The sequence below is a fragment of the Caldibacillus debilis DSM 16016 genome, assembly GCF_000383875.1.
Taxonomy (GTDB): Bacteria; Bacillota; Bacilli; order Bacillales; family Caldibacillaceae; genus Caldibacillus; species Caldibacillus debilis.
Window position 1 is genome coordinate 151,743 of sequence record NZ_KB912902.1, and the last position, 20,049, is coordinate 171,791.

The 20,049-nt window shown below is 52.4% G+C and carries 12 protein-coding genes and 1 pseudogene; 2 read left to right on the plus strand and 11 right to left on the minus strand.

The window, feature by feature from the left end; translation table 11 throughout:
• Positions 1–13: 13 nt before the first annotated feature.
• On the minus strand, positions 14–715 hold the full coding sequence (locus A3EQ_RS0113850) for an ABC transporter ATP-binding protein (RefSeq protein WP_026499987.1): 702 nt from the start codon (positions 713–715) through the stop codon (positions 14–16).
• Between the two features lie 684 nt (positions 716–1,399).
• Here A3EQ_RS0113850 and A3EQ_RS0113870 point away from each other — a divergent pair.
• A complete protein-coding gene (locus A3EQ_RS0113870; RefSeq protein ID WP_020155778.1) occupies positions 1,400–1,987 on the plus strand; it encodes a YhcN/YlaJ family sporulation lipoprotein in 588 nt (195 codons plus the stop codon).
• A gap of 284 nt (positions 1,988–2,271) precedes the next feature.
• Here A3EQ_RS0113870 and A3EQ_RS0113880 read toward each other — a convergent pair whose 3' ends face one another.
• From A3EQ_RS0113880 to A3EQ_RS0113940, 6 genes are all read right to left on the minus strand, one after another.
• Positions 2,272–3,246 (minus strand): NAD(P)H-dependent flavin oxidoreductase, encoded by a 975-nt coding sequence (locus tag A3EQ_RS0113880; RefSeq protein ID WP_020155780.1) that lies wholly within the window; start codon positions 3,244–3,246, stop codon positions 2,272–2,274.
• 281 nt (positions 3,247–3,527) lie between these two features.
• Positions 3,528–4,256, minus strand: coding sequence for an exonuclease domain-containing protein (locus tag A3EQ_RS0113890; protein ID WP_020155782.1), 729 nt, complete (start codon positions 4,254–4,256; stop codon positions 3,528–3,530).
• On the minus strand, positions 4,246–5,223 hold the full coding sequence (locus tag A3EQ_RS0113895) for a DUF294 nucleotidyltransferase-like domain-containing protein (protein ID WP_020155783.1): 978 nt from the start codon (positions 5,221–5,223) through the stop codon (positions 4,246–4,248). Before A3EQ_RS0113895 ends, A3EQ_RS0113890 begins: the two co-directional genes overlap by 11 nt.
• Positions 5,224–6,253: 1,030 nt before the next feature.
• Entirely contained in the window at positions 6,254–7,519 is a 1,266-nt protein-coding gene (locus A3EQ_RS0113915) for an ammonium transporter (protein ID WP_020155788.1), read from the minus strand.
• Positions 7,520–8,211: 692 nt separating this feature from the next.
• Positions 8,212–10,815, minus strand: a complete 2,604-nt coding sequence (gene adhE / locus A3EQ_RS0113930; RefSeq protein ID WP_020155791.1) for a bifunctional acetaldehyde-CoA/alcohol dehydrogenase — start codon at positions 10,813–10,815, stop codon at positions 8,212–8,214.
• Between the two features lie 606 nt (positions 10,816–11,421).
• Positions 11,422–14,502, minus strand: coding sequence for an efflux RND transporter permease subunit (locus A3EQ_RS0113940; protein ID WP_020155793.1), 3,081 nt, complete (start codon positions 14,500–14,502; stop codon positions 11,422–11,424).
• 92 nt (positions 14,503–14,594) lie between these two features.
• Here A3EQ_RS0113940 and A3EQ_RS0113945 point away from each other — a divergent pair, with 92 nt between their 5' ends.
• Complete coding sequence (locus tag A3EQ_RS0113945; RefSeq protein ID WP_020155794.1) at positions 14,595–15,428, plus strand: TetR/AcrR family transcriptional regulator; 834 nt, start codon at positions 14,595–14,597, stop codon at positions 15,426–15,428.
• 810 nt (positions 15,429–16,238) lie between these two features.
• On the opposite strand, the gene A3EQ_RS21145 is transcribed toward A3EQ_RS0113945, so the two are convergent.
• From A3EQ_RS21145 to A3EQ_RS0113985, 4 genes and pseudogenes are all read right to left on the minus strand, one after another.
• Complete coding sequence (locus A3EQ_RS21145; protein WP_020155798.1) at positions 16,239–16,727, minus strand: NADPH-dependent FMN reductase; 489 nt, start codon at positions 16,725–16,727, stop codon at positions 16,239–16,241.
• A gap of 403 nt (positions 16,728–17,130) precedes the next feature.
• Positions 17,131–17,259, minus strand: a pseudogene (locus A3EQ_RS23175) (GNAT family N-acetyltransferase); the annotation flags it as partial.
• 364 nt (positions 17,260–17,623) lie between these two features.
• Positions 17,624–17,836 (minus strand): hypothetical protein, encoded by a 213-nt coding sequence (locus A3EQ_RS22555; RefSeq protein ID WP_154652879.1) that lies wholly within the window; start codon positions 17,834–17,836, stop codon positions 17,624–17,626.
• 532 nt (positions 17,837–18,368) lie between these two features.
• Positions 18,369–19,970: an acyl-CoA synthetase gene (locus A3EQ_RS0113985; RefSeq protein WP_020155802.1), complete on the minus strand. Its 1,602-nt coding sequence runs from the start codon at positions 19,968–19,970 to the stop codon at positions 18,369–18,371.
• Positions 19,971–20,049 lie beyond the last annotated feature (79 nt).

Genomic DNA, 20,049 nt, shown 5'->3' on the forward strand with positions numbered 1-20,049 from the left:
GGATGGCTTCCCATTACCATTCAATCCTTTCCACGGGAACGGGATTTTCGTTCCTTTCGATGGCGGTCACTTCCCCGCTTTTCATCCGGATGACTTTGTCCGCCATGTCCGTCAGTGCGGAGTTGTGAGTGATCATCACTACCGTCATCCCCGTTTTTCTCGCCGTATCCTGCAAAAGTTTCAGGATCGTTTTGCCCGTTTGGTAATCCAAGGCGCCGGTCGGTTCGTCGCAAAGCAAAAGTTTCGGGTTTTTCGCCAGCGCCCTGGCGATGGCCACCCGCTGTTGTTCGCCTCCGGAAAGCTGGGAGGGAAAATTGTTCATCCGTTCTTTCAAACCGACCCTTTCCAGCACTTCTTCCGCGTCAAGGGGGTTCTTGCTGATCTGCACCGCCAATTCCACGTTTTCCTTGGCGGTGAGGTTGGGGACGAGGTTGTAAAATTGAAAGACGAAACCGATGTCGTTCCGCCTGTATTCCGTCAGCATCTTATCGTTATACGCGCTGATGTCTTTCTTGTCGACGATGATCGTCCCCTCATCGGCCCGGTCCATCCCGCCCAAAAGGTTGAGGACCGTCGTTTTTCCGGCCCCCGAGGAACCGACGACGATGGCAAATTCGCCCTTTTCAATCGTAAAGCTGACCCCCCGCACCGCATGGATCGTCACTTCCCCCATCCGGTACCGCTTATGGACATTTTCCAGCTTGATGAAGCTCACGGCCATTCACCTTTTTCTCCTTGGCGTTCTACCGTAATCTTATCATTGCTGAACCGATAGTCAATGTTTAAGGCGGGAATTTTTTCCTGTCCTTCCGGGATGAAGCCGGGCCGCATCCGGACGTTTGACGCCTATTGATGTGCGATACGGAAAGACCGGCAAGGGCTTTTCAATCCGGTTTGGCCCCGCTTTTCCAACCGCTCCGCCGGCACGTATGAAAGGTTTCATCCGGGAGCAGCCGGCCGGCCTTCTATCCGTTTTCGCGGCGAACGTTTAGTTTAGGCCCGGATGTCACGGCCGGGACGCCGATCGCCGGCAGCGCCGCACGTCCCCGGCCTGTCCGGAGGCGCCCGTACTTTTGTAAAGAGATGCGGTCCTTTCCCCGTTCCGCCGGCATCGGGAGTGTCTGGATCGGAAGGATATGCCTCCGCCTCAATCATGTCGATTTCACCGATCGCCTTTAGTCAGGCAGCGATTGGAAGCATTTGGCCGTCGGCTTATGGGAAGAAAAAACCGATGTCTGACCGGACGATTCCAGGCCGGTTTTCCCGGAAAGCCTTTGCATTTTTACCTCATGAAAAATTTTTCAGGAAAAAAAAGGAGGCCGTTTTCCACGGAACCGGAGAATAAATCTTCCGGTTGAGAACATCCTATAAAAAGAAAAAATGGAAGGAGGATCGCATCATGAAGAAGCTGGTGCTGATGTTTTTGCTGACCGCCGCATCTTTCAGCCTGATCGGCTGCATGAACGGCGATCAAGATCAAAATGAACAAACTTCAAGAAACCGGGACAACACCCTGAACGTCAATGATCAAAGGGACGGAAGAAATGCGTGGGATTTTACGGGCAACGGCCGGAATGGCAATGGGCCGAATACGGTCAACAATCCCGATATGACGAACGATAACGGCCGTTACGGGGCGGACAATAACGGAAATAACCGTTATGCGGTTGCCGAAGAAGCGGCGCGGCAAGTGGCGGATTTAAAGGAAGTCGATACCGCCAACGTCATCTGCACGGACCGCAACGCTTATGTCGCCGTTGTCTTGGACGATAACGTGGACCGCCTGTCCAAAAGGCTGGAAGAAAAGATCGCCGACCGGGTAAGAAGGGCCGATACGAGCATCGACAACGTGTATGTATCCGCAAATCCAGACTTCGCCCAGCGGATGAACGATTACGCGCAAAAGATCAACAACGGCGAACCGATCCAAGGGTTCGCGGAAGAATTCAATGAAATGGTGCGGAGGGTCTTCCCGAACGCCCGCTGACCGGAAAAAACGAACTTGCGTCCATCGGCCAAGTTCGTTTTTTCATTTCCGTCCGGGGCGGGAACGAACGGATGCCGGATGCTGGAACAGAACGGTTTTCGCGAAGAGAGTGATCCTTCCGGCATGAAACGGATAGCGATTCGCCTGTCTGCCTCCGGAAAGATCCGCCTTTTCATTCCTTCCCGGATTTGGAAAGCACGTTTGCAGTTCCAATTGCAAAGATTTACCTTTCTTTCGCATCCTGTGGGGCCGTATACCCGTTTTCCTGCGCGCGGCGTTCCTATTTATTCCCCATGGCCGTTTGCGATCTTCCTTTTGGCCGCGCGGTATTGGGCCTCCAGTTCGGCGACAATTTCCGCCACCGATTGCCGTTTCTTGACCGCGCCGACCCCGTGCCCGGCGGACCAGATGTCCTTCCAGGCCTTTCGCTTCGGACCGTTCATCTCGGAAAAATCGACCTTTCCCTTCCCCTGCAAATCCGCCGGATCCAGGCCGGCCTTTACGATGCTAGGGATGAGGAAATTGGCGTGGACGCCGCTGAAGGCATCCGTATAGAGGATGTCTTCGATGGAAGCGTCCAGCACCATTTGTTTATATTCCTCGTCCGCCGCGCTCTCTTCGGAGGGAATGAATCTCGAACCCATGTAAATGAAATCGGCGCCGAGAACCTCCGCGGCAAGGATGTCCTCCCCCCTCGCCATTCCGCCGGCCAATACGACCGGACCGTCCCAAAATTCCCTCACTTCATGGAGGAAGGCGAAGGGATTGTAGGTTCCGCCGTGTCCCCCCGCTCCGCCGGCCACGAGAATCAGCCCGTCCGTCCCTTTTTCGATCGCCTTTTTGGCGAATTTGACGTTGATCACGTCGGAAAAGACGACCCCGCCGTATCCATGGACGATTTTCGCCACCGGTCCGGGATCCCCGAGGGACGTGATCACGATCGGGGGCTGATATTTTTCGATCCGTTTCAAATCCTCCTCGTAGCGCGCGTTGGAACGGTGGCAGATCAAATTGACCGCCCATGGCGCCGGTTCCTTCCGATTTTTCCGTTTCCATTCGTCCCATTGCCCCTTAATCTCCTTCAGCCACTCTTCCAATATGTCCCCGGTTCTGGCGTTCAGCGCCGGAAAGGAGCCGATGACCCCCGCTTCGCAAGCCGTTAAAACCATCGCCGGATTGGAGATCAAAAACATCGGCGCAACAAAGAGCGGAAGCCTTAACGATTCCTTCAATCGCCGGACCCATTCCTGATTTGCCATACGGCCTTCTCTCCCCTTCGCTTTTATCGTGGAAAAACTTCCCGTCCGCATCCCGCCGATTTCCCCGTCGGGAAGGGCCGGATGCCGGTTGGCGGGAACCAGGGAAGGGAAAACCGGAACCCGTCCGCCTTCCCTTCCAAATTTTTCATTCCCCAAGGCCCGCTTGATTTCCTGCTTTTTGAAAGGAATTTTTCTTCGGGAAAGCGGGAGGAAGAGCCATGCGGGCAACTGACAAAGAAAGAAAACGGAATGGCCGGGCGTCCCGGAAAAGCGGACTTGCTTTAACCGGATTTTGCGAGTCGTTCATAGAGCTCCCGCAGGGTACGGCAACCTTTCTTTTCCACCTTTTCGATATACAGGGACCAAACCCGCGCCGCCAACAGGGCGTCCCCGAGGGCGTGATGCCGGTTGACGACCGGGATTGCGTGGCAGGCGCAGATTTCTTCCAACTCCGCATGTTTCAGATCGGGTTCCGCGATCCGGGAAAGAAAGGAAATGTCCACGATCCGGTGCGGGAAAGGGCTGCGGAAGCTTTTCCAGCAGGCCCGCTGCAAAAAATTTTTCTCATGGCCGGCATGGTGGGCAATGAGGATGCAATCCCTTATAAAATGAAAAAAATGATGAAGAACCTCGGGCAATGGCGGGGCCGCTTTCAGCTGTTCGTTGGAAATGCCCGTGAGGATCTTTATTTCTTCGGCCAGCGGTTTTTCATGTTTCACGAGGGAATAGAAGGTTTGGTCATCACAGACTTTTTTTCCCGACACTTTCACCGCGCCGATCGAGATGATCTCATCCCCTTTATCGGGAAAAAATCCCGTCGTTTCCAAGTCTATGGCCACCACATCGAGCTGATCGAAGGGGGTATTCAAGGGATCCCTTTTTTGCATCTCTTTTTGCAGTTCCCTCAAAAGGGCCATTTGCTCCCGGTTTTGGACAATCGGGAAGTCCGCGTATCGGGAAACGGTCCCCTGAAGGAAGCGGATTAATGAAAGAACCGGTTCAAAGGCCATGTTTAACATCCCTTTCTACCCGTTTCCGAACGGCCTTCAGTAATTTCGTTCCCTCTTTTAACATTTTTTTCATTTCCTTTTTTTCATTTTCATTCAACCTTTCCCAAGGCAAATAGTGGGATTCTTCGTATGAAAAGGTCTTTATGGAAAGCCGGTGTTGGAGTAGGGATTGGAATAATTCCTTCTTTTCCTTCATGATCTCCTCGTATCCCCCGTTTGCAGAAAGCTGATCGATGCGGCCGCAGGTGGACGTTTCGTAGATCCCTTCCTTGACGGCCAAGATCCGGACCGCGTTCACATAGGGAAGGTACGCGGAATATTTCCAATTGATCATGCCGTGATATTTCCCCTTTTCCTCCACGAGAACCTGACCGACCGGTCCAAAGGCCCGTTTCACGTTCAAGGATTGTTCGGTCATACGGATCAACAGGCCGGGGTTTTTTCTTTGATGCTCGAAGATGAAATCTTTTAACGCCAAAATCCATTCCCCGCGCCCATTCAACCCCCGGGCGTCAAAAAAGATTTGGAGATAGCGGACCGCTTCCCAGCTCCCCTCCTCCAGCCACTCTTTCATTTGTTTCTGCCAATCAGGGAATGATTTGCACCAAAGGGGGTTCGAACTCATCACCTTTCCGGGGCAATAGGGATAGCCGAGCGCGTGGAGGCCGTCGGCAAGTTCCTTACCGAACCGTGAAAAATACTTGTCGATCTCCCCGTCCCCCGGTTCGTAGATTAATCCGTGGTCTTGATCGCTGACATACCCTTGTTCCTCCCTTCCGCCGCTTCCGGTGATAAACCAGCAAAAGTCGCAGGGAGGATTCCCCAACCGCGCGGCGGCGACGGCAAACACCCGGCGCATCACCGAATCATGGAAACGGTTTAAGGAGGAAATGTCGGTGAAGCCTTCCGCCAACCGTTTCTCTTTCCAATCTTTCAGCCTTTGATAGGCCCCTTCCGCATTTGGCATCTCCGCACTTCCTTCACAGGGATAAATGTCCGCCGATTTTTCATGATCTTTCGCGGCAAAATGTCCGGAAAAGGGCAGCCGATTATTATCGGGAAACCGCCGGGGCAGACCCGGCCGCTTCTTTTCCTAATGAATTTTTCCTGCCAACGTCCGGTGCAGAAGGCCCAATGTTGAACTTTTCGGGAGACCTATTGGACATTCCGCGGCCGATGTCGGACACAACGATCGATGATGGACATTTTTTGAGCGATGATGGACAAATTTTTGGCGATGATGAACATATTTTTTTCCATGTTGGACGATTTTTCTTTCATGTTGGACAAAAATTTTCAAATGTTAGACAAATCTTTTACCATGTTGGACATCGATTTGTGATGTTGAACATTTTTTTGATCATGATGGACTTTTCGGATCCGATTTTGGACGAAACGGTTTTCCGGTCAAATGGGATGTTGGACGATCTTTCGGAAATATTGGACAATCCCGCCCGGATGTCAGTCACTCGGAAAAATTTCTTGAACCATTAAGACGCGATGTTGGACAGCACGGCCGCGGAGGCAAAAGAGATGTTGGACATTTCCGCAGGGACCGGCAAAACTTCGGGCACCTCCGGCCGATTTTCCGAGCATCTCGCTGGAGGCAGTACTCCATGTTGACATTTTTCCTCGGAAGGTATGGGTCGTTTTCGGGGCAATACTCCATGTTGACAACTTTCCGCGCATCACCGCTGCCGGGCGGTCGCCCTGGTCTTTTGGCAAAACCAATATTTGCAATTTTCCGCTCTTCAGCCGAGCGGCAAAAAATCCGCCGTTCCGGCGGATTCAGCTGCCCTCCGCCCGATTTTATTCAATCGTCGGAAGGCATCCCGGAGGTCCGGCCCACTGCGCGGCGAAGGAGGCCGTTCGGCGCCCGACGAGGATTCATCGGACCTCCGGGGTTAAGCGTAAAACCCATTCCGGCCGTCGTTCAAAACGGTTCGTTCCAGTTGTCCGGAGCGCCGCTGCCTCAGGAAAACCATTTTTGCCGTCATTTAGACAGCCTGTATTTTCGACTTTTCGCCGCTGAGCTGTTCCGGGTAGCCGTAGGTGCCGTGTTCGCTCAAGTCCAGTCCCATGATTTCTTCTTCTTCGGAGACGCGGAGTCCGCCGAGCAGTTTCTTTGTTATGACCAGTATGATGAAGGATGCGATGAACGCATAGAGCCCGCACGAGACGATCCCGAGGGCTTGCACGCCCAACTGGGTGAGGCCTCCGCCGTAAAACAGACCCGGCAAACCGACCGAAGCAAGGTCGGGAGTCGTGAAAAATCCCGTCGACAGCGTCCCCCAAACCCCCGCGGTTCCATGGACCGAGAGGGCGTAGATGGGGTCATCGATTCTTCTTCTTTCAAAAAATCTGGCGCTGTAAAAGACGAGAATGCCGGCGACAAAACCGATCAGGACCGCGGCCCACGGCTCGACAAAGGCGCAGGATGCCGTAATCGCCACCAGGGCGGCCAGGGCGCCGTTCATGATGGTCGGAATATCGGGCTTCCCCGACACGAGCCAGGAAATGAGCGTGGCGGCCACGGCGCCGGCGGCAGCGGCAATATTCGTATTCAAAGCGACATACCCGAAAAAGGCCCCGTCAACGGAAACGGTGCTGCCCGCATTGAATCCGAACCAGCCGACCCACAGCAAAAGAACCCCCAAAGCGGTGTAAACCTGGTTATGCCCGGCAATATTGTTGGCCGACCCGTCTTGATTGTATTTTCCGATCCTCGGTTTCAACAGCATGGTCGCCGCCAAGGCTCCCATCGCTCCCGTCAAATGGACGACGGTGGATCCGGCAAAGTCCTGTTTTCCGAGTTCGCTCAGCCAGCCCCCGCCCCAAACCCAATGGGCGATTACCGGATAGACGAACATGCTGAACAGGACCGTAAACAGGACATAAACGGAAAACCTGGCCCGTTCCGCGAATCCGCCGAGGGCGATGGTTAATGATATGCCGGCAAAGGCCAATTGGAAGACAAAATAAACCGATTCCGAAACCGCCCCTTCCCCTTGATCCCCCGAATAAAAGAAATCCGACAAACCGACGAAGAAATTGGCATGGCCCCCGAAAATAAATCCGTAACCGACGGCCCAAAATACTAAAGAAGTCAAACCGAATGTGAAAATCGTCTTTCCGGCGATGTGTCCGGCGTTTTTCATCCGCGTCGACCCGGCTTCCAGCAGGATGAACCCGCCGATCATTAAGACCACCAAAATGGCCCCTGCCATCGTCCATAAACTGTTCATCAAATACATTTCATCCATAACAACGACCCTCCCCTTGATTTCAGATATTTTATTACATGGTTATGTTATATTATATTACATAACCTTTTATATAACCAAAATTATAACGGAAAAATAAGAACTGTCAATAAATTTATGTAATATTTTTTAACATTAAATCCGGATTGGCAGCTTCCTCCTCATCCCTCGAAAAGTTTTGCATCCCCGGACGGCCGCCTCCTTCCCGGAAAAGGACCGAACGCCAGGAACAAAAAGCCCGCCCGTTTTCAAAGGGACAAATTTTTCATGGCCATGGGCTGAACGGAACATGGACTAAGGGTGTTTGAAGGAGAAGGGGATCAGGAATTTTTCCAGGAGGGTTAAAGGCGGCCTCCGTTCCCCGCCGACCGAGTCCGGTTCGGAAAACTGGAAAAATGGGGACCGGCGCGGCGAATGGAGGAAGACGGACGAGGAAACTTGAGAAGAAAAACCTGGAAAAGGCTCCGAAGAAATCTCAAAATCTTATGGGAAAAAATCTGCCGCGAACGGGGCCGGAAACTGAAAACACGAAAGGGGATTTCCGCCTCCGGAAATCCCCTTTTCTTCTCTTTTCATTCGGGACATGGTTTATCCGTTCATTCATCCATCCGGCGGGAACGGTTTCGCCCTTTTCCGCGGCTGCCGCCCGCCCCGGCCGAGGAAGCGCCGCCGTCCGCCGAAAAACGGGCGGCTCAAACGCCCTTATACGCCTGCCGATAAATTTCTTCCAATTCCGAGACTAAAGGCATTTTCGGGTTCGCCGTGGTGCATTGGTCTTCGAAAGCCAACTCGGCCAGTTCGTGCACCTTCTTTTCGAAGGCATCGCGATCGATGCCGAGGGCTTCCAGGCTCATCGGAATCTCCAATTCCTTCGCCAGTCCGATCACGGCCTGAACCAAGCTTTCCACGCCTTCCTCCGTCGTTTTCGCAGGCAGTCCGAGAATTCTGGCGATTTCCGCATACCGCTTGTCGGCGATAAAATGTTCGTATTTTGGGAAGGCGACAAACTTGGTCGGCTTCGTCGCGTTATACCGGATGACGTGGGGCATCAGAATGGCGTTGGCCCTGCCGTGGGGGATATGGAAAGCGCCCCCGAGCTTATGGGCCAGACTGTGATTGATGCCCAAAAAGGCATTGGAAAAAGCCATGCCGGCAATGGTGGACGCGTTGTGCATTTTTTCCCGCGCCAGCTCATCTTGGCCGTTTTTATACGCCCGGGGCAAATATTCAAAGACAAGCTGAATGGCTTTGATGGCCAATCCGTCCGTATAATCGTTCGCCATGTTGGAAACATAAGCTTCGATGGCGTGGGTCAACACATCCATTCCCGTATCTGCAGTGACGGATTTCGGAACGGTCATCACGTACGCCGGGTCAATGATGGCCACATCCGGCGTCAATTCATAGTCCGCCAGCGGATATTTGATGTCCAGCTTTTTGTCCGTGATCACGGCAAAGGACGTCACTTCGGACCCGGAACCGGAAGTCGTCGGGATGGCCACCAGTTTGGCCTTTCGCCCCAGTTTCGGAAATTTGAACACCCTTTTGCGGATGTCCAAAAATTTTTGCTTCAATCCGTTAAACTCGGTTTCTGGATGTTCATAAAACAGCCACATCGCTTTTGCCGCGTCCAACGGCGATCCCCCGCCGAGGGCGATAATGACGTCCGGCTGAAAATGGAACATCATTTCCACGCCTTTCATGACCGTATCCACGGAGGGATCCGGCTCCACTTCGGAAAAAATCTCACAGTGGACGTAATCCGGCCTTTTTCTTAAATAATACAATACCCGGTCCACATAGCCGTGTTGTATCATCCCCTGATCGGTGACGATAAACGCCCGGGAGATCTCCGGCATTTTCGACAAATATTGGGTGGCGTCCTTTTCGAAATAAATTTTCGGCGGAACTTTGAACCACTGCATATTCACCCGCCTTCTCGCCACCGTTTTCTTGTTGATCAAATGCACGGCCCCGACGTTGGTGGATACCGAGTTTCCGCCGAAGGTGCCGCATCCGAGGGTCAATGACGGAATATAGGCGTTGTAAATATCCCCGATCGCTCCCTGGGAAGAGGGCTGATTGACGATGACCCGGCACGCCTTCACCCGTTTCCCGAACTCCCGGATGACCGCTTCATCGTTGGAATGGATGACTGCGCTGTGTCCCAAACCGCCGAATTCCAACATTTGTTCCGCCCGTTCAAATCCCTCTTCGGTGCTGTTCACTTTATAACAAGCCAAAACGGGGCTCAATTTTTCCCGGGAAAGGGGTTCTTCCGGTCCCACCTTTTCCAGCTCGGCAATCAGGATTTTTGTATCTTCGGGCACCTGGATTCCCGCCATATCGGCGATAACTTTTGCTGGCATGCCAACAATGGCGCTGTTGATCGTGCAAGAATTTTCATCGATGACGATTTTTTCGAGTTTTTTCTTTTCTTCCTTCGTCACGAAATAGCAGCCGTTCTGTTTCAATTCGTTTTTCGTTTTCTCGTAAATTTCTTTGTCGATGATAACCGCTTGTTCCGATGCGCAAATCATGCCGTTGTCAAAGGTTTTGGAAAGGATCAGATCGTTCACCGCCCGTTTGATGTCGGCGGTTTTTTCAATGTAACACGGCACATTTCCGGGGCCGACCCCTAACGCCGGTTTTCCGGAGCTGTAAGCCGCTTTAACCATGCCCGCTCCCCCGGTGGCAAGGATCAAGGAGATGCCCGGATGCTTCATTAAATAACGGGTGGCTTCCACGGCGGGATGTTCGATCCACAGGATGCAATGTTCGGGGGCCCCGGCTTTCACCGCCGCTTCCAGCATGACTCTGGCCGCTTCCTTGCTCGACTGCTGGGCGGACGGATGGAAAGCAAAAATGATCGGGTTTCTCGTCTTCATGGCGATCAGCGCCTTGAACATCGTCGTCGATGTCGGGTTGGTGACCGGGGTTATGCCGGCGATGACGCCCACCGGTTCGGCGATTTCCATGATGCCTTCATGAACATTTTCCTTGATGATGCCGACGGTTTTGTCATATTTGATGTGGTGATAAATATATTCGGTGGCGAACAAATTTTTGATCACCTTATCTTCGTAAACTCCCCGCTTCGTTTCCTCATAGGCCAGCTTGGCCAGCCGCATATGCTCCTTCTGCCCGGCAAGGGCCATTTCTTTCACGATGCGGTCAACCGCTTCCTGATCCAGCAGGAAAAATTGGTTCAATGCCTCTTGTCCCTTTTTAACCAACGCATCGATTTCTTGGTAATGATCGGTTTTTTTCTGAACTTCCTTTTCAACGATGGCCAAGGACGATTCCCTCCTATTCTTGTTGGTCAATTTTTGTCCCTTATGGTCATTTTTAGTCCCGCATGGGTAAAAATAAAAACTTCTTACACTCCTATTATATATGGGAAAGGGATCAAAGATCGGAAAAGATATGACGAATTAGTGAAATAATTCTCAATCCGACGGGAATGCACCCGGTTCTTGCAGAAAGATTGGCCATAAACGATAAATCAGCCCCCCGCGCCCCCTTCCGGAACATCCCGGACGTTTCCGGCGGGCAAACGGATAGGCCCATTCGGAAGGCGCAAACGGATATTCCCAAAAGCCGAAAAACCGTTTCCTATACCGGCCGAAAAACTGAATCCTGGGATTTTCCGGCGCAAAAAACATCCGTGTCCCGGTGAACGGCGGTTTCCGGGATCAGGGAAGGGGCGTCATCCTCCCATGTAACGGATGGCAGCGCTTTCGCGACAAGAAGGGGATCAGGAAGAGATGTCATGCCCCTCCCCCTGCTATCCGAATCAAAAGGGCCGCCCGTTTGCCTATACAGGCTTACGGGCAGCCCCGAAAGCGGATGGCCGTTTTTCGGTTCCTGCCTCCTTTCGCGAAAGGAAAGGGGCAAGGTCATCAGTTTTCCTGGATTTCTTTCCGGTTTTTCCGAAGGAGTTTCGAAAGGACTTCATAAACGATCGGGACAATGAGCAGCGACAACAAGGTGGAGCTGGTTAAACCGCCCATCACGGTAATCCCCAAACCTTTGGAAATGAAGCCGCTGCTTTCTTCGCCGAACAACAGCGGGATGAGGGCGCCGACCGTCGCGATGGCCGTCATCAGGATCGGGCGCAAACGGGTTGCGCCGGCTTCCAGAATCGCCTCCCGCATCGGCATTCCCGCCCGCTCCATGTGGATGATCCGGTCGACCAGCACGATGGCGTTGGTGACGACGATCCCGATCAGCATCAAGAGACCCATCATCACGGAAACGGAAATCGTCTCTCCGGCGATCCAAAGCCCGAAGAAGGAACCGATGACCGCGAAGGGCAGGGAGAACAAGATGACAAAAGGTGCCAATCCTTCGCCGAAGGTGACGACGAGGATGAAATAGACGATGGCTACCGCCGCGGCCATGGCGACGCCTAATTTCGTAAAGGTTTCTTTAATGTCGGAGGTGACCCCCGTTTCGCCCAATTCCACCCCTTTGGGGAGTTTCAGCTCATCGATTTTTTCATTGACTTCTTTGGATGCCCGCGAGACATCATCGCCGATGATGGTCCCGGTGACGGTGGCATAGTATTGCCCCTTGCTCCGGTCAAATTTGTTCGGCACCTGGCCCTTTTCCACTTTCACCAGATCGGAAAGTTTTACGGAGGCGCCTGTGGGCGTTTGAACTTGCTGGGCCAACAGATCGTCGATCGTTTCCGGTGTCTTTTTGTCCTTTTTGATTACGACTTCAAGATCCTTTCCGTCCTTTTGAACGGTCGTCAGCACTTCCTCTTGCATGTTCGGGTTCAACATCGCGGCGATTTGGCCCGTCGTTAAACCGTAAGGCAAGAGGGTCTTTTGGTCCACTTTCAACGTAAACTCATCATAGTTTTCTTCCAGCGAGGTAGACACATCTTTCAGCCTGTCGCTTTCGGCCATGATCTTTTCGATCTCGTCCACCGTTTCCTTTAATTTGTCCAAATCCTCGCTGTAAACGGTGTAGCTGAGCTCGTTATTGGCAAAGGCGGTCGCCGAAAAGTCCTGGCTTTTCCATGTACCCGAATGGCCGGTCTTTTTCAATTCCTCTTCAATTTTTGCTTTGACATCGAGGAAATCTTTCGTATCCGGATCAAAAATGACGTACATCAAGGCGCCTTTCGATCCCGTTCCGAAGGCCGCGGACATGACATCGGCTTCATGGTTGATCGAAATTTGCACCGTCTCGACGTCGTCCCGGGCCAGCATCTTTTCTTCCATTTCCTTCACATTTTGGAGCGTCGTCTCCGGCAATTCCCCCGCCTTGGGCGTGTACGTCAGGTACATCACCTTTTCCTGCTCATTGCCGAGGAAGCTGACGCCGATCAGCGGCGTCAACATCAAGCTGCCGACCAAAAGGACGATGGCGATCAAGGAAGTGACGGCTTTATGGTTTAATGCCCAGTTCAGCACTTTTTTGTAAGAAACGGCCAATTTCCCTAATTCCTTATGGGGGATCTCCGTTTTTTCACTGTACAGCTTTTTCTTAAACAATGTATGTGAAAAAGCGGGGACGATGGTTATGGCAACCAGGAGCGACGCGCCCAGGGAAAAGGCGATCGTCAGCGCGAAGGGCATAAACAGTTCTTCCACCATCCCGCCGACAAAGGCCAGCGGCGCGAAAACGGCGACGGTTACCAAGGTGGAAGCCAAAATGGGCTGGAACATCTCGATGGTGGCCGAACGGATGAGCGCCCGTCCCGTTAATTTTTCCTCTTTCAAATGGAGCCTGCGGTAAATATTTTCCACGACGACGATGGAGTCGTCGATCACCCGGCCGATGGCGACGGTAATCGCCCCCAAAGTCATCAGGTTCAAGGTGATGCCGAGCCAATGCAGAAGCAAAAGGGCCAGCAGGATGGAAACGGGAATGGAAATGATGGTAATCAACGTCGATTTGAAGTCCCGCAGGAACAACAGGATGACCAATACGGCGATGAGCCCGCCGAACAGGGCTTTTCCGACCATCGTTTTCACGGAATCGACAATCGGCTGCCCTTGGTCAAGGGTCGTCTCGACGGTCAAGCCGTCGATCTTTTCTTCGAGATCCGCCATCAGTTTTTTCACTTCATTCACGACTGTTACCGTATTCGCATCCTGTGCCTTGACGATCTGGATCGCGATCGCTTCTTTGCCGTTCGTCCGCGACACGGATTCCACCTTTCCGACGATTTCCACGGAGGCGATATCGCCCAGGCGGACGAAAGGCTGGGGTTGGTTCGGACCGGGTTTTACCGGGATGAGCATGTTTTTCAATTCGTCGACGGTCGTAAATTTGCCGTCCACCCGGACCGCCTGCTCCGCATCTTTGAATTCGAACAGGCCAAGGGATACATCCAGATCATTGGCCTTGATCAGATTTTTGACGTCCTCCTCCTTGAGGCCAAGGGAGGCCAACTTTTGCCCGTCGAACTTCAGTTCCGCTTCTTCGATTTGCTGCCCCGTCACCGTGACGGAAGCGACCCCTTCGATTTTCTCGATCCGCGGGACAAGGATGTCTTCCACCGTCGACGTCAGCTCGGCGATGTCTTCTTTCGAGCTGCTGACGCTGAAAGCGAGGACGGGCATCATGTTCATGCTGATTCCGGAAATCTTCGGTTCCATCGCCTCATCCGGCAGCGTGACGTCATCGATGGCGTTTTGCAGCTCCCGCCTTGCGTCGGCCATGTTTTGTTCATAATCGTATTCCACTTGGATGCTGGACAAACCGGCATAGGAAGTAGAATAAACGGCCTTGACGCCCTCCAGGTTTTCCACTGTCTTTTCGATGGGGATCGAGACCTTATCCATCACCTCTTCCGCCGTTGCGCCGGGATAGGCGGTCATGACCATCAAATAGGGGATGGAAATGTCCGGGATCGTTTCCATCTTCATTCTGGTGCTGGAATAGATGCCTGAGGCGGCGACAATTAAGGTCAAAAGCCATACCGCGAATTTGTTTCTCAGCACGAAGTTGATGATCGATTTCAATGTATCCCTTCCTTTCTTGACGAGGCTAATAACATTACCTATAATAATGACTGATTGGTCAGTTGTCAACAAAAAAAGGCGGTGGTTGGCCAATGACGAAAAGGCAGCTCATTATGGAAAAGGCCATCGAACTCTTTGCCACGCAGGGCATCGAATCCACATCCGTCCAGCAAATCACGGAACTTTGCGGGATTTCGAAAGGCGCTTTTTATTTGTCGTTCAAGTCGAAAGAAGAATTGATCTTGTCGATCATCGACCATTTTATGAAAAAGATTGCCGCCGAGATTGACCGTGTGGTCAGAAAAAAGGCCGAACCGCAGGTGAAACTGTATGAATATTTCCTGACGACCTTTCAAATTTTTCAGGAACATAAGGATTTCGCCAAAATGTTCGTCAAAGAACATCTGCAGACGGTGAACGAGGAACTGCTCGAAAAATTGAACCGCTACGAAGAATTGATCGACGACGCGATCCTCAGGCTGCTGGAGGAGCTGTACGGCGGCGCGGTTGAAGCGAAAAAATACGACCTGCTCTTCTGCATGAAAGGTTTTATTGACGGTTACGCCAAAATCTTTTTCACCCTCGACCGGCCGGTCGACCTGGAAAAGCTTTCCCGTTCCCTGGCGGAAAAAACGAATCTGTTGGCGAAACATTCCTCGGCGGTTTTTATCGATGAAGGCCTCATGCGGGAAATGCGGCACCCGGCGAAGAACAAAATCACCCTTCCGCAAGTCTTGGAAGAGATCGGGCGCCTTTCGGAGGAAGTGGAGGAACCTTTGGAGCGGGAATCCCTCGACCTTTTGGCGGAACAATTGCAAAAGGAAAAACCGAGCCGCGCCATTGTTTTCGGCTTGCTGCAAAACCTAAAGAACGATGAAAAATGCGGGTGGCTCATTTTCCTGGTGAACCGCCTCCTCGACCAATAATGCCGGTCTGCCGTTACCGGCCGGAGCCGGAGTTCCTTAGGCCGCGGACCGGTTCCGCGGCGGAAAATTCCGGCTTTTACGGTCCACGGGAAAAGGTCGTTGCCATGCCGCAGGAAACCGGATCGCCGGCTCCCGGTCCTGCCCGGAATCCAATCAGACGGTCGAGGTCCTTTTCAAGGGTGTTTCATGAACGGCAACGACGTTCCGGTAAACCATAAGAAAATTGCGAAAAACCCCGTATGGACATCGGCTCGCATCCCAACTCAGGAAAAAATTGCGCCTGCCGGACCATCCGGTCTTCCTTGCCCTTTCACACCCGGATCAGAAAATCAAAAGGGCGGTTGCGCGAAAGCCATCGTCAGACTTCGCGGACGCCCATTGAAAAGGCAACACGGATCCGAAACCGCCGCCCCCAAAGGATGGCTCCCTGACGCCATGGCACCGGCCGAGGCGCCAGGTTCCTTTTTTCATTCGGATTTTGGCCGTTCCCGGAAACAGACATTTTCCATCATCTTTCCGGATTTTTTCGCGCTCATCCAAGCCTACACACCCGACTCGGGTCCCCGTGTCACCCGGGAAGGGATGCCGAAAAGCGGCCGGAGGCTGTTCCCATGACCGGCTCCCTTCGTCACCTGGAAACGGGCTGGAAAAGAAACGCGCGTTTTTCCGATGCCTTATGATCGCCCGTCCACCCGGGAATGGATGCCGGCAGGAGCGCAAAAGCTGATTTCCCCCGGACGGTCCCCTTTGGCACCTGGAAATCCTCTATTCGGACACCTCCTTATCCTCCGATTCCCTCCCCTTTTTCCTTCATGGCTTTTTTACAAATTCGACGAAGCGGTTTACGACCGCGTCCAGAAATTGCAGCGTCGCTTCATCCGTCAGCCGGCCGGATTCATCGAATTTTTCATGGGCGTTCGTGACTAAAAATTCGTTGGTTGAAGGAGGCAGGACCCTGGCCGACAAACCGGAGCTTCCCAAAATCTTCCGCAGATCGATTTGGGCGCGGACGGTCCCCAATATGCCCGTGGAAGCCCCCACGACCATCACCGGCTTATCCTTCATCTCCTTGTCGCCCCGGGACAGCCAGTCCAACGCGTTTTTTAATGCCCCCGGAATGGACCAGTTGTATTCCGGCGTGGCAATGATCACCCCGTCCGCCTTCTTCACTTTTTCCTTGAAGGTTTTGACCGCATCCGGCGGATCCGCTTCTTCATCCTGGTCGTAGAAAGGCAGCTCCCGGATGCTCAAGATTTCCAAATCAAAGGATTCCGCGTACCTTTCCCCGATCGTTTTCAAGAGTTTCGTGTTATACGTCTTTTCTTAAGCTTCCGGAAATGCCGACAAGTTTCATTGGGATCTCCCTTCCTTTTTGAAATTGCATACAACGCCATTGGCGCATTCAAAATCATTTTCCCACTTTTCATTTCGAAGAAAAACGATTGCGCTTTGACCGGAATGCCAATGCGGCGGGTGTTTCCGGAAATGTCGACAGGCTTAGTCGAATTCCCCTCTTCTCGCTGAGGAAATTTTTTTCATCTTAAAAATCTGCCATTCGAAAAAATTTCCCTTTCCGGCTTAATCTGTTTGCACCGGCTCTCGGAAAACTTCTCCCGCAAGGAATCCTTTCTGTACGGAGCCGAAATGCCCAACGTCCGAACCGCCCGGATACTGCCTTTTTCTACATCAATTTATATATATATTATTCATTTACGGGCTTTCCATTGATGATTAGTGAATGCACCTTTTCCCCTTCCAGGACAAATCCCATTTTTCTGTATAAGTTGAAGGCCTTCTCGTTGTCTTTGATAACGGTAAGTTCCGGCCGGGAAGTCGTGAAAAATCCCGTCATCATTTTCCTCTACGGGCCCGCCCCGCCGATGCATGGATCGGGCAAACGGATAAACTTTCCCGATTGTCCTATCTCCATGCCATCATGTACAAAATCGCCGACGATGAAACATTCAGCCGCTTTATTGACGAACATCGCTTGACCGATCAGATCGTTACGAAAACCAATGTTTTGCAAAACACCGAATATTATCAGAAGATTCTGAATATTATTTTATATATCCATCTCGCGGCTGGTCACGACAATCAAATATCAGCCCTTTTTGGAAGCCGTAAAAAACCAATTCGGCGTGCACAGCAAAGAAATCGACGGGTACCTGTTTAACGAGAAAAAACCGGGATATTTAAGCTTGACCGGGCATCTGGGCGTGTCCAAACAAGAAAGCATGGAAGGTTTGATTATCTGGCCTTTGCTCATTGGCGGCTACGAATACGGATTTATGGTGCAAAAAGACGGAGAGGTTTATGAAATCAACCTGGACGAAGAATTGAACCCGATCGATCAGGGAGACGAAACGGCCGCCCGGCTCCTGGCGGAAAATGGGGGTCAGCTCCAAACGATGCTTTCCAAGGCGAAGGAAAGTTTGGGATTTAAAATGAATCTTTCCGAAAAACAAAATGCGGAGAAAGGATTCCCTTTTCTCCGCAGCATCGTGCCGTTCCCCGGTCCGGCCCATGGATCTTACCCGCCGTTTCCCCTTGCTTTTTCCATGATCTTTATCTCCGGAAAAAACGGGAACGGCGGAACCGTTCGAAGACCCCCTTTTTTATCTCCCTCCGTTTCACGTCCACCCGGCCTTTTCTCCGATGGTTTTACCCAGCGAGATCCACCGTCCCCAAAACTGGGAATTCCTTTTGCCTTTTTCCCCATGGGTGTTGCCCGGCGAAGGTCGAATTTCCTTACCGGGGAGGCCGGTGTTTGGCAAACGGGCGGTTGCGGCGGCCGGTCTCCTTTCCTTCGGATCCCCTTCGCCTTGCAAAAGGGATTCATGCGGGAAGAAGGTTGTCACCCAAAATTCGTACGGAACGATCGGGGTTTTATTTGAACGAAGTGGGATAGTAAAAAATTCGTACCCCCCCTCGCCCCTTTTATCCTTGCAGTTTCGCATTTTCCAGCTCCTTTTGCCTCAATTCCACCCGGCGGATTTTTCCGGATGTGGTTTTCGGCAATTCATCGACAAATTCGATTTTTCTCGGATATTTATACGGTGCGGTGAGCCTCTTCACATGGTCCTGGATCTCCGGGATGAGGTCTTCCCGGTTTTTATCTTCCGGATTCCGCAGGACGATGAATGCTTTGACGACGCTTCCCCGGTCCGGGTCGGGGCTCGCGACGACGGCGCATTCTTTCACGGCCGGGTGCTTCGTCAGCGCGTCCTCCACCTCGAAGGGGCCGATCGTGTAGCCGGAACTGATGATGATGTCATCGGAACGGCCCTCATACCAGAAATAGCCTTCCTCATCCTTCTTCGCCTGGTCCCCGGTAATGTACCACTCGCCGCGGAAGGCCGCTTCCGTCCTCCCCGGGTCTTTATAATATTCTTTAAATAATGCCGGCAAGCTGCGGTGGACGCCGATATCGCCGACTTCGCCGGGTCGGACCGGTTCGCCTTTTTCATCGATGATGTCGATAACGTAGCCCGGCAAAGGTTTTCCCATGGAACCGGGTTTGATTTTCATGCCCGGCAGGTTCCCGATCATCATCGTATTTTCCGATTGGCCGTACCCGTCCCGGACATCGATGCCGAACTGCTCCTTAAACGTGGCGATGACTTGGGCGTTGAGCGGCTCCCCGGCGGATACGGCGCTCCTTAATTTCGGGAGGGAATACTTGGACAAATCGTTCAGCTTCGCCATGAACCGATATTCGGTCGGAGTGCAGCACAGCACGTTGATCTCATGTTCCTGCAATAGCTGCAAATATTTTTCCGGATGGAATTTTCCGTTGTACACGAAGGCGGTGGCGCCCAAACCGATCGTCGAAACGAAGGGGCTCCAAACCCATTTTTGCCAGCCGGGCGCCGCGGTGGCCCAAACCAGGTCCCCTTCCCGCACATCGAGCCAAAGTTTCCCGGCCATCCGCAAATGGCTGTATGCCCAGCCGTGGGTATGGGCGACCGCCTTCGGATTCCCTGTCGTTCCGGATGTATACGGCAGGAGGGCCAGATCCTCCCGGGCAGTGTTCTCTCCTTCATAGTAAACGCTTTCACTATTGGCAAGCCCCGTCAAGGAAATCCATCCGTCCGCCTCCCCTTCGCCGGCCGTAAACTTGTTTTTCAATGAAGGCAGCGGTTCCCCGATCCGGTCGACTTCGGCAGTCAACGTATAGTAAGCGATGACCGTATTGGCTTCCGAATGGCTGATCCGGTAGCTTAAATCTTTCGCCCGCAGCATTTCCGAGCAGGGAATGATCACGATCCCGGCCTTCAAACAGGCCAGATACAAATAATAAGCCTCTGGCGACCGCGGGACGATGACGACCGCCCGGTCTCCCTTTTTTAACCCGTGATGCCGCAGGGCGTTGGCATATTGGTTGGTCCTTTCGATCAATTCCCGGTAGGAAATCAGCCGGGACGTCCCGTCTTCCGTCACATATTTGATCGCGATTCTCCCGGGATCGGCGGCAAATTGCTCGACCTCATCCCGGACAAAATTGTAAAAATCCGGCGCGGTTAATTCCTTTACACTCATCCGATTCCTCCTCATTTCATGATTTATGTACAAAATTATTATATCAGACTTTTGAAATATTTAAATATTATCAAAAAAA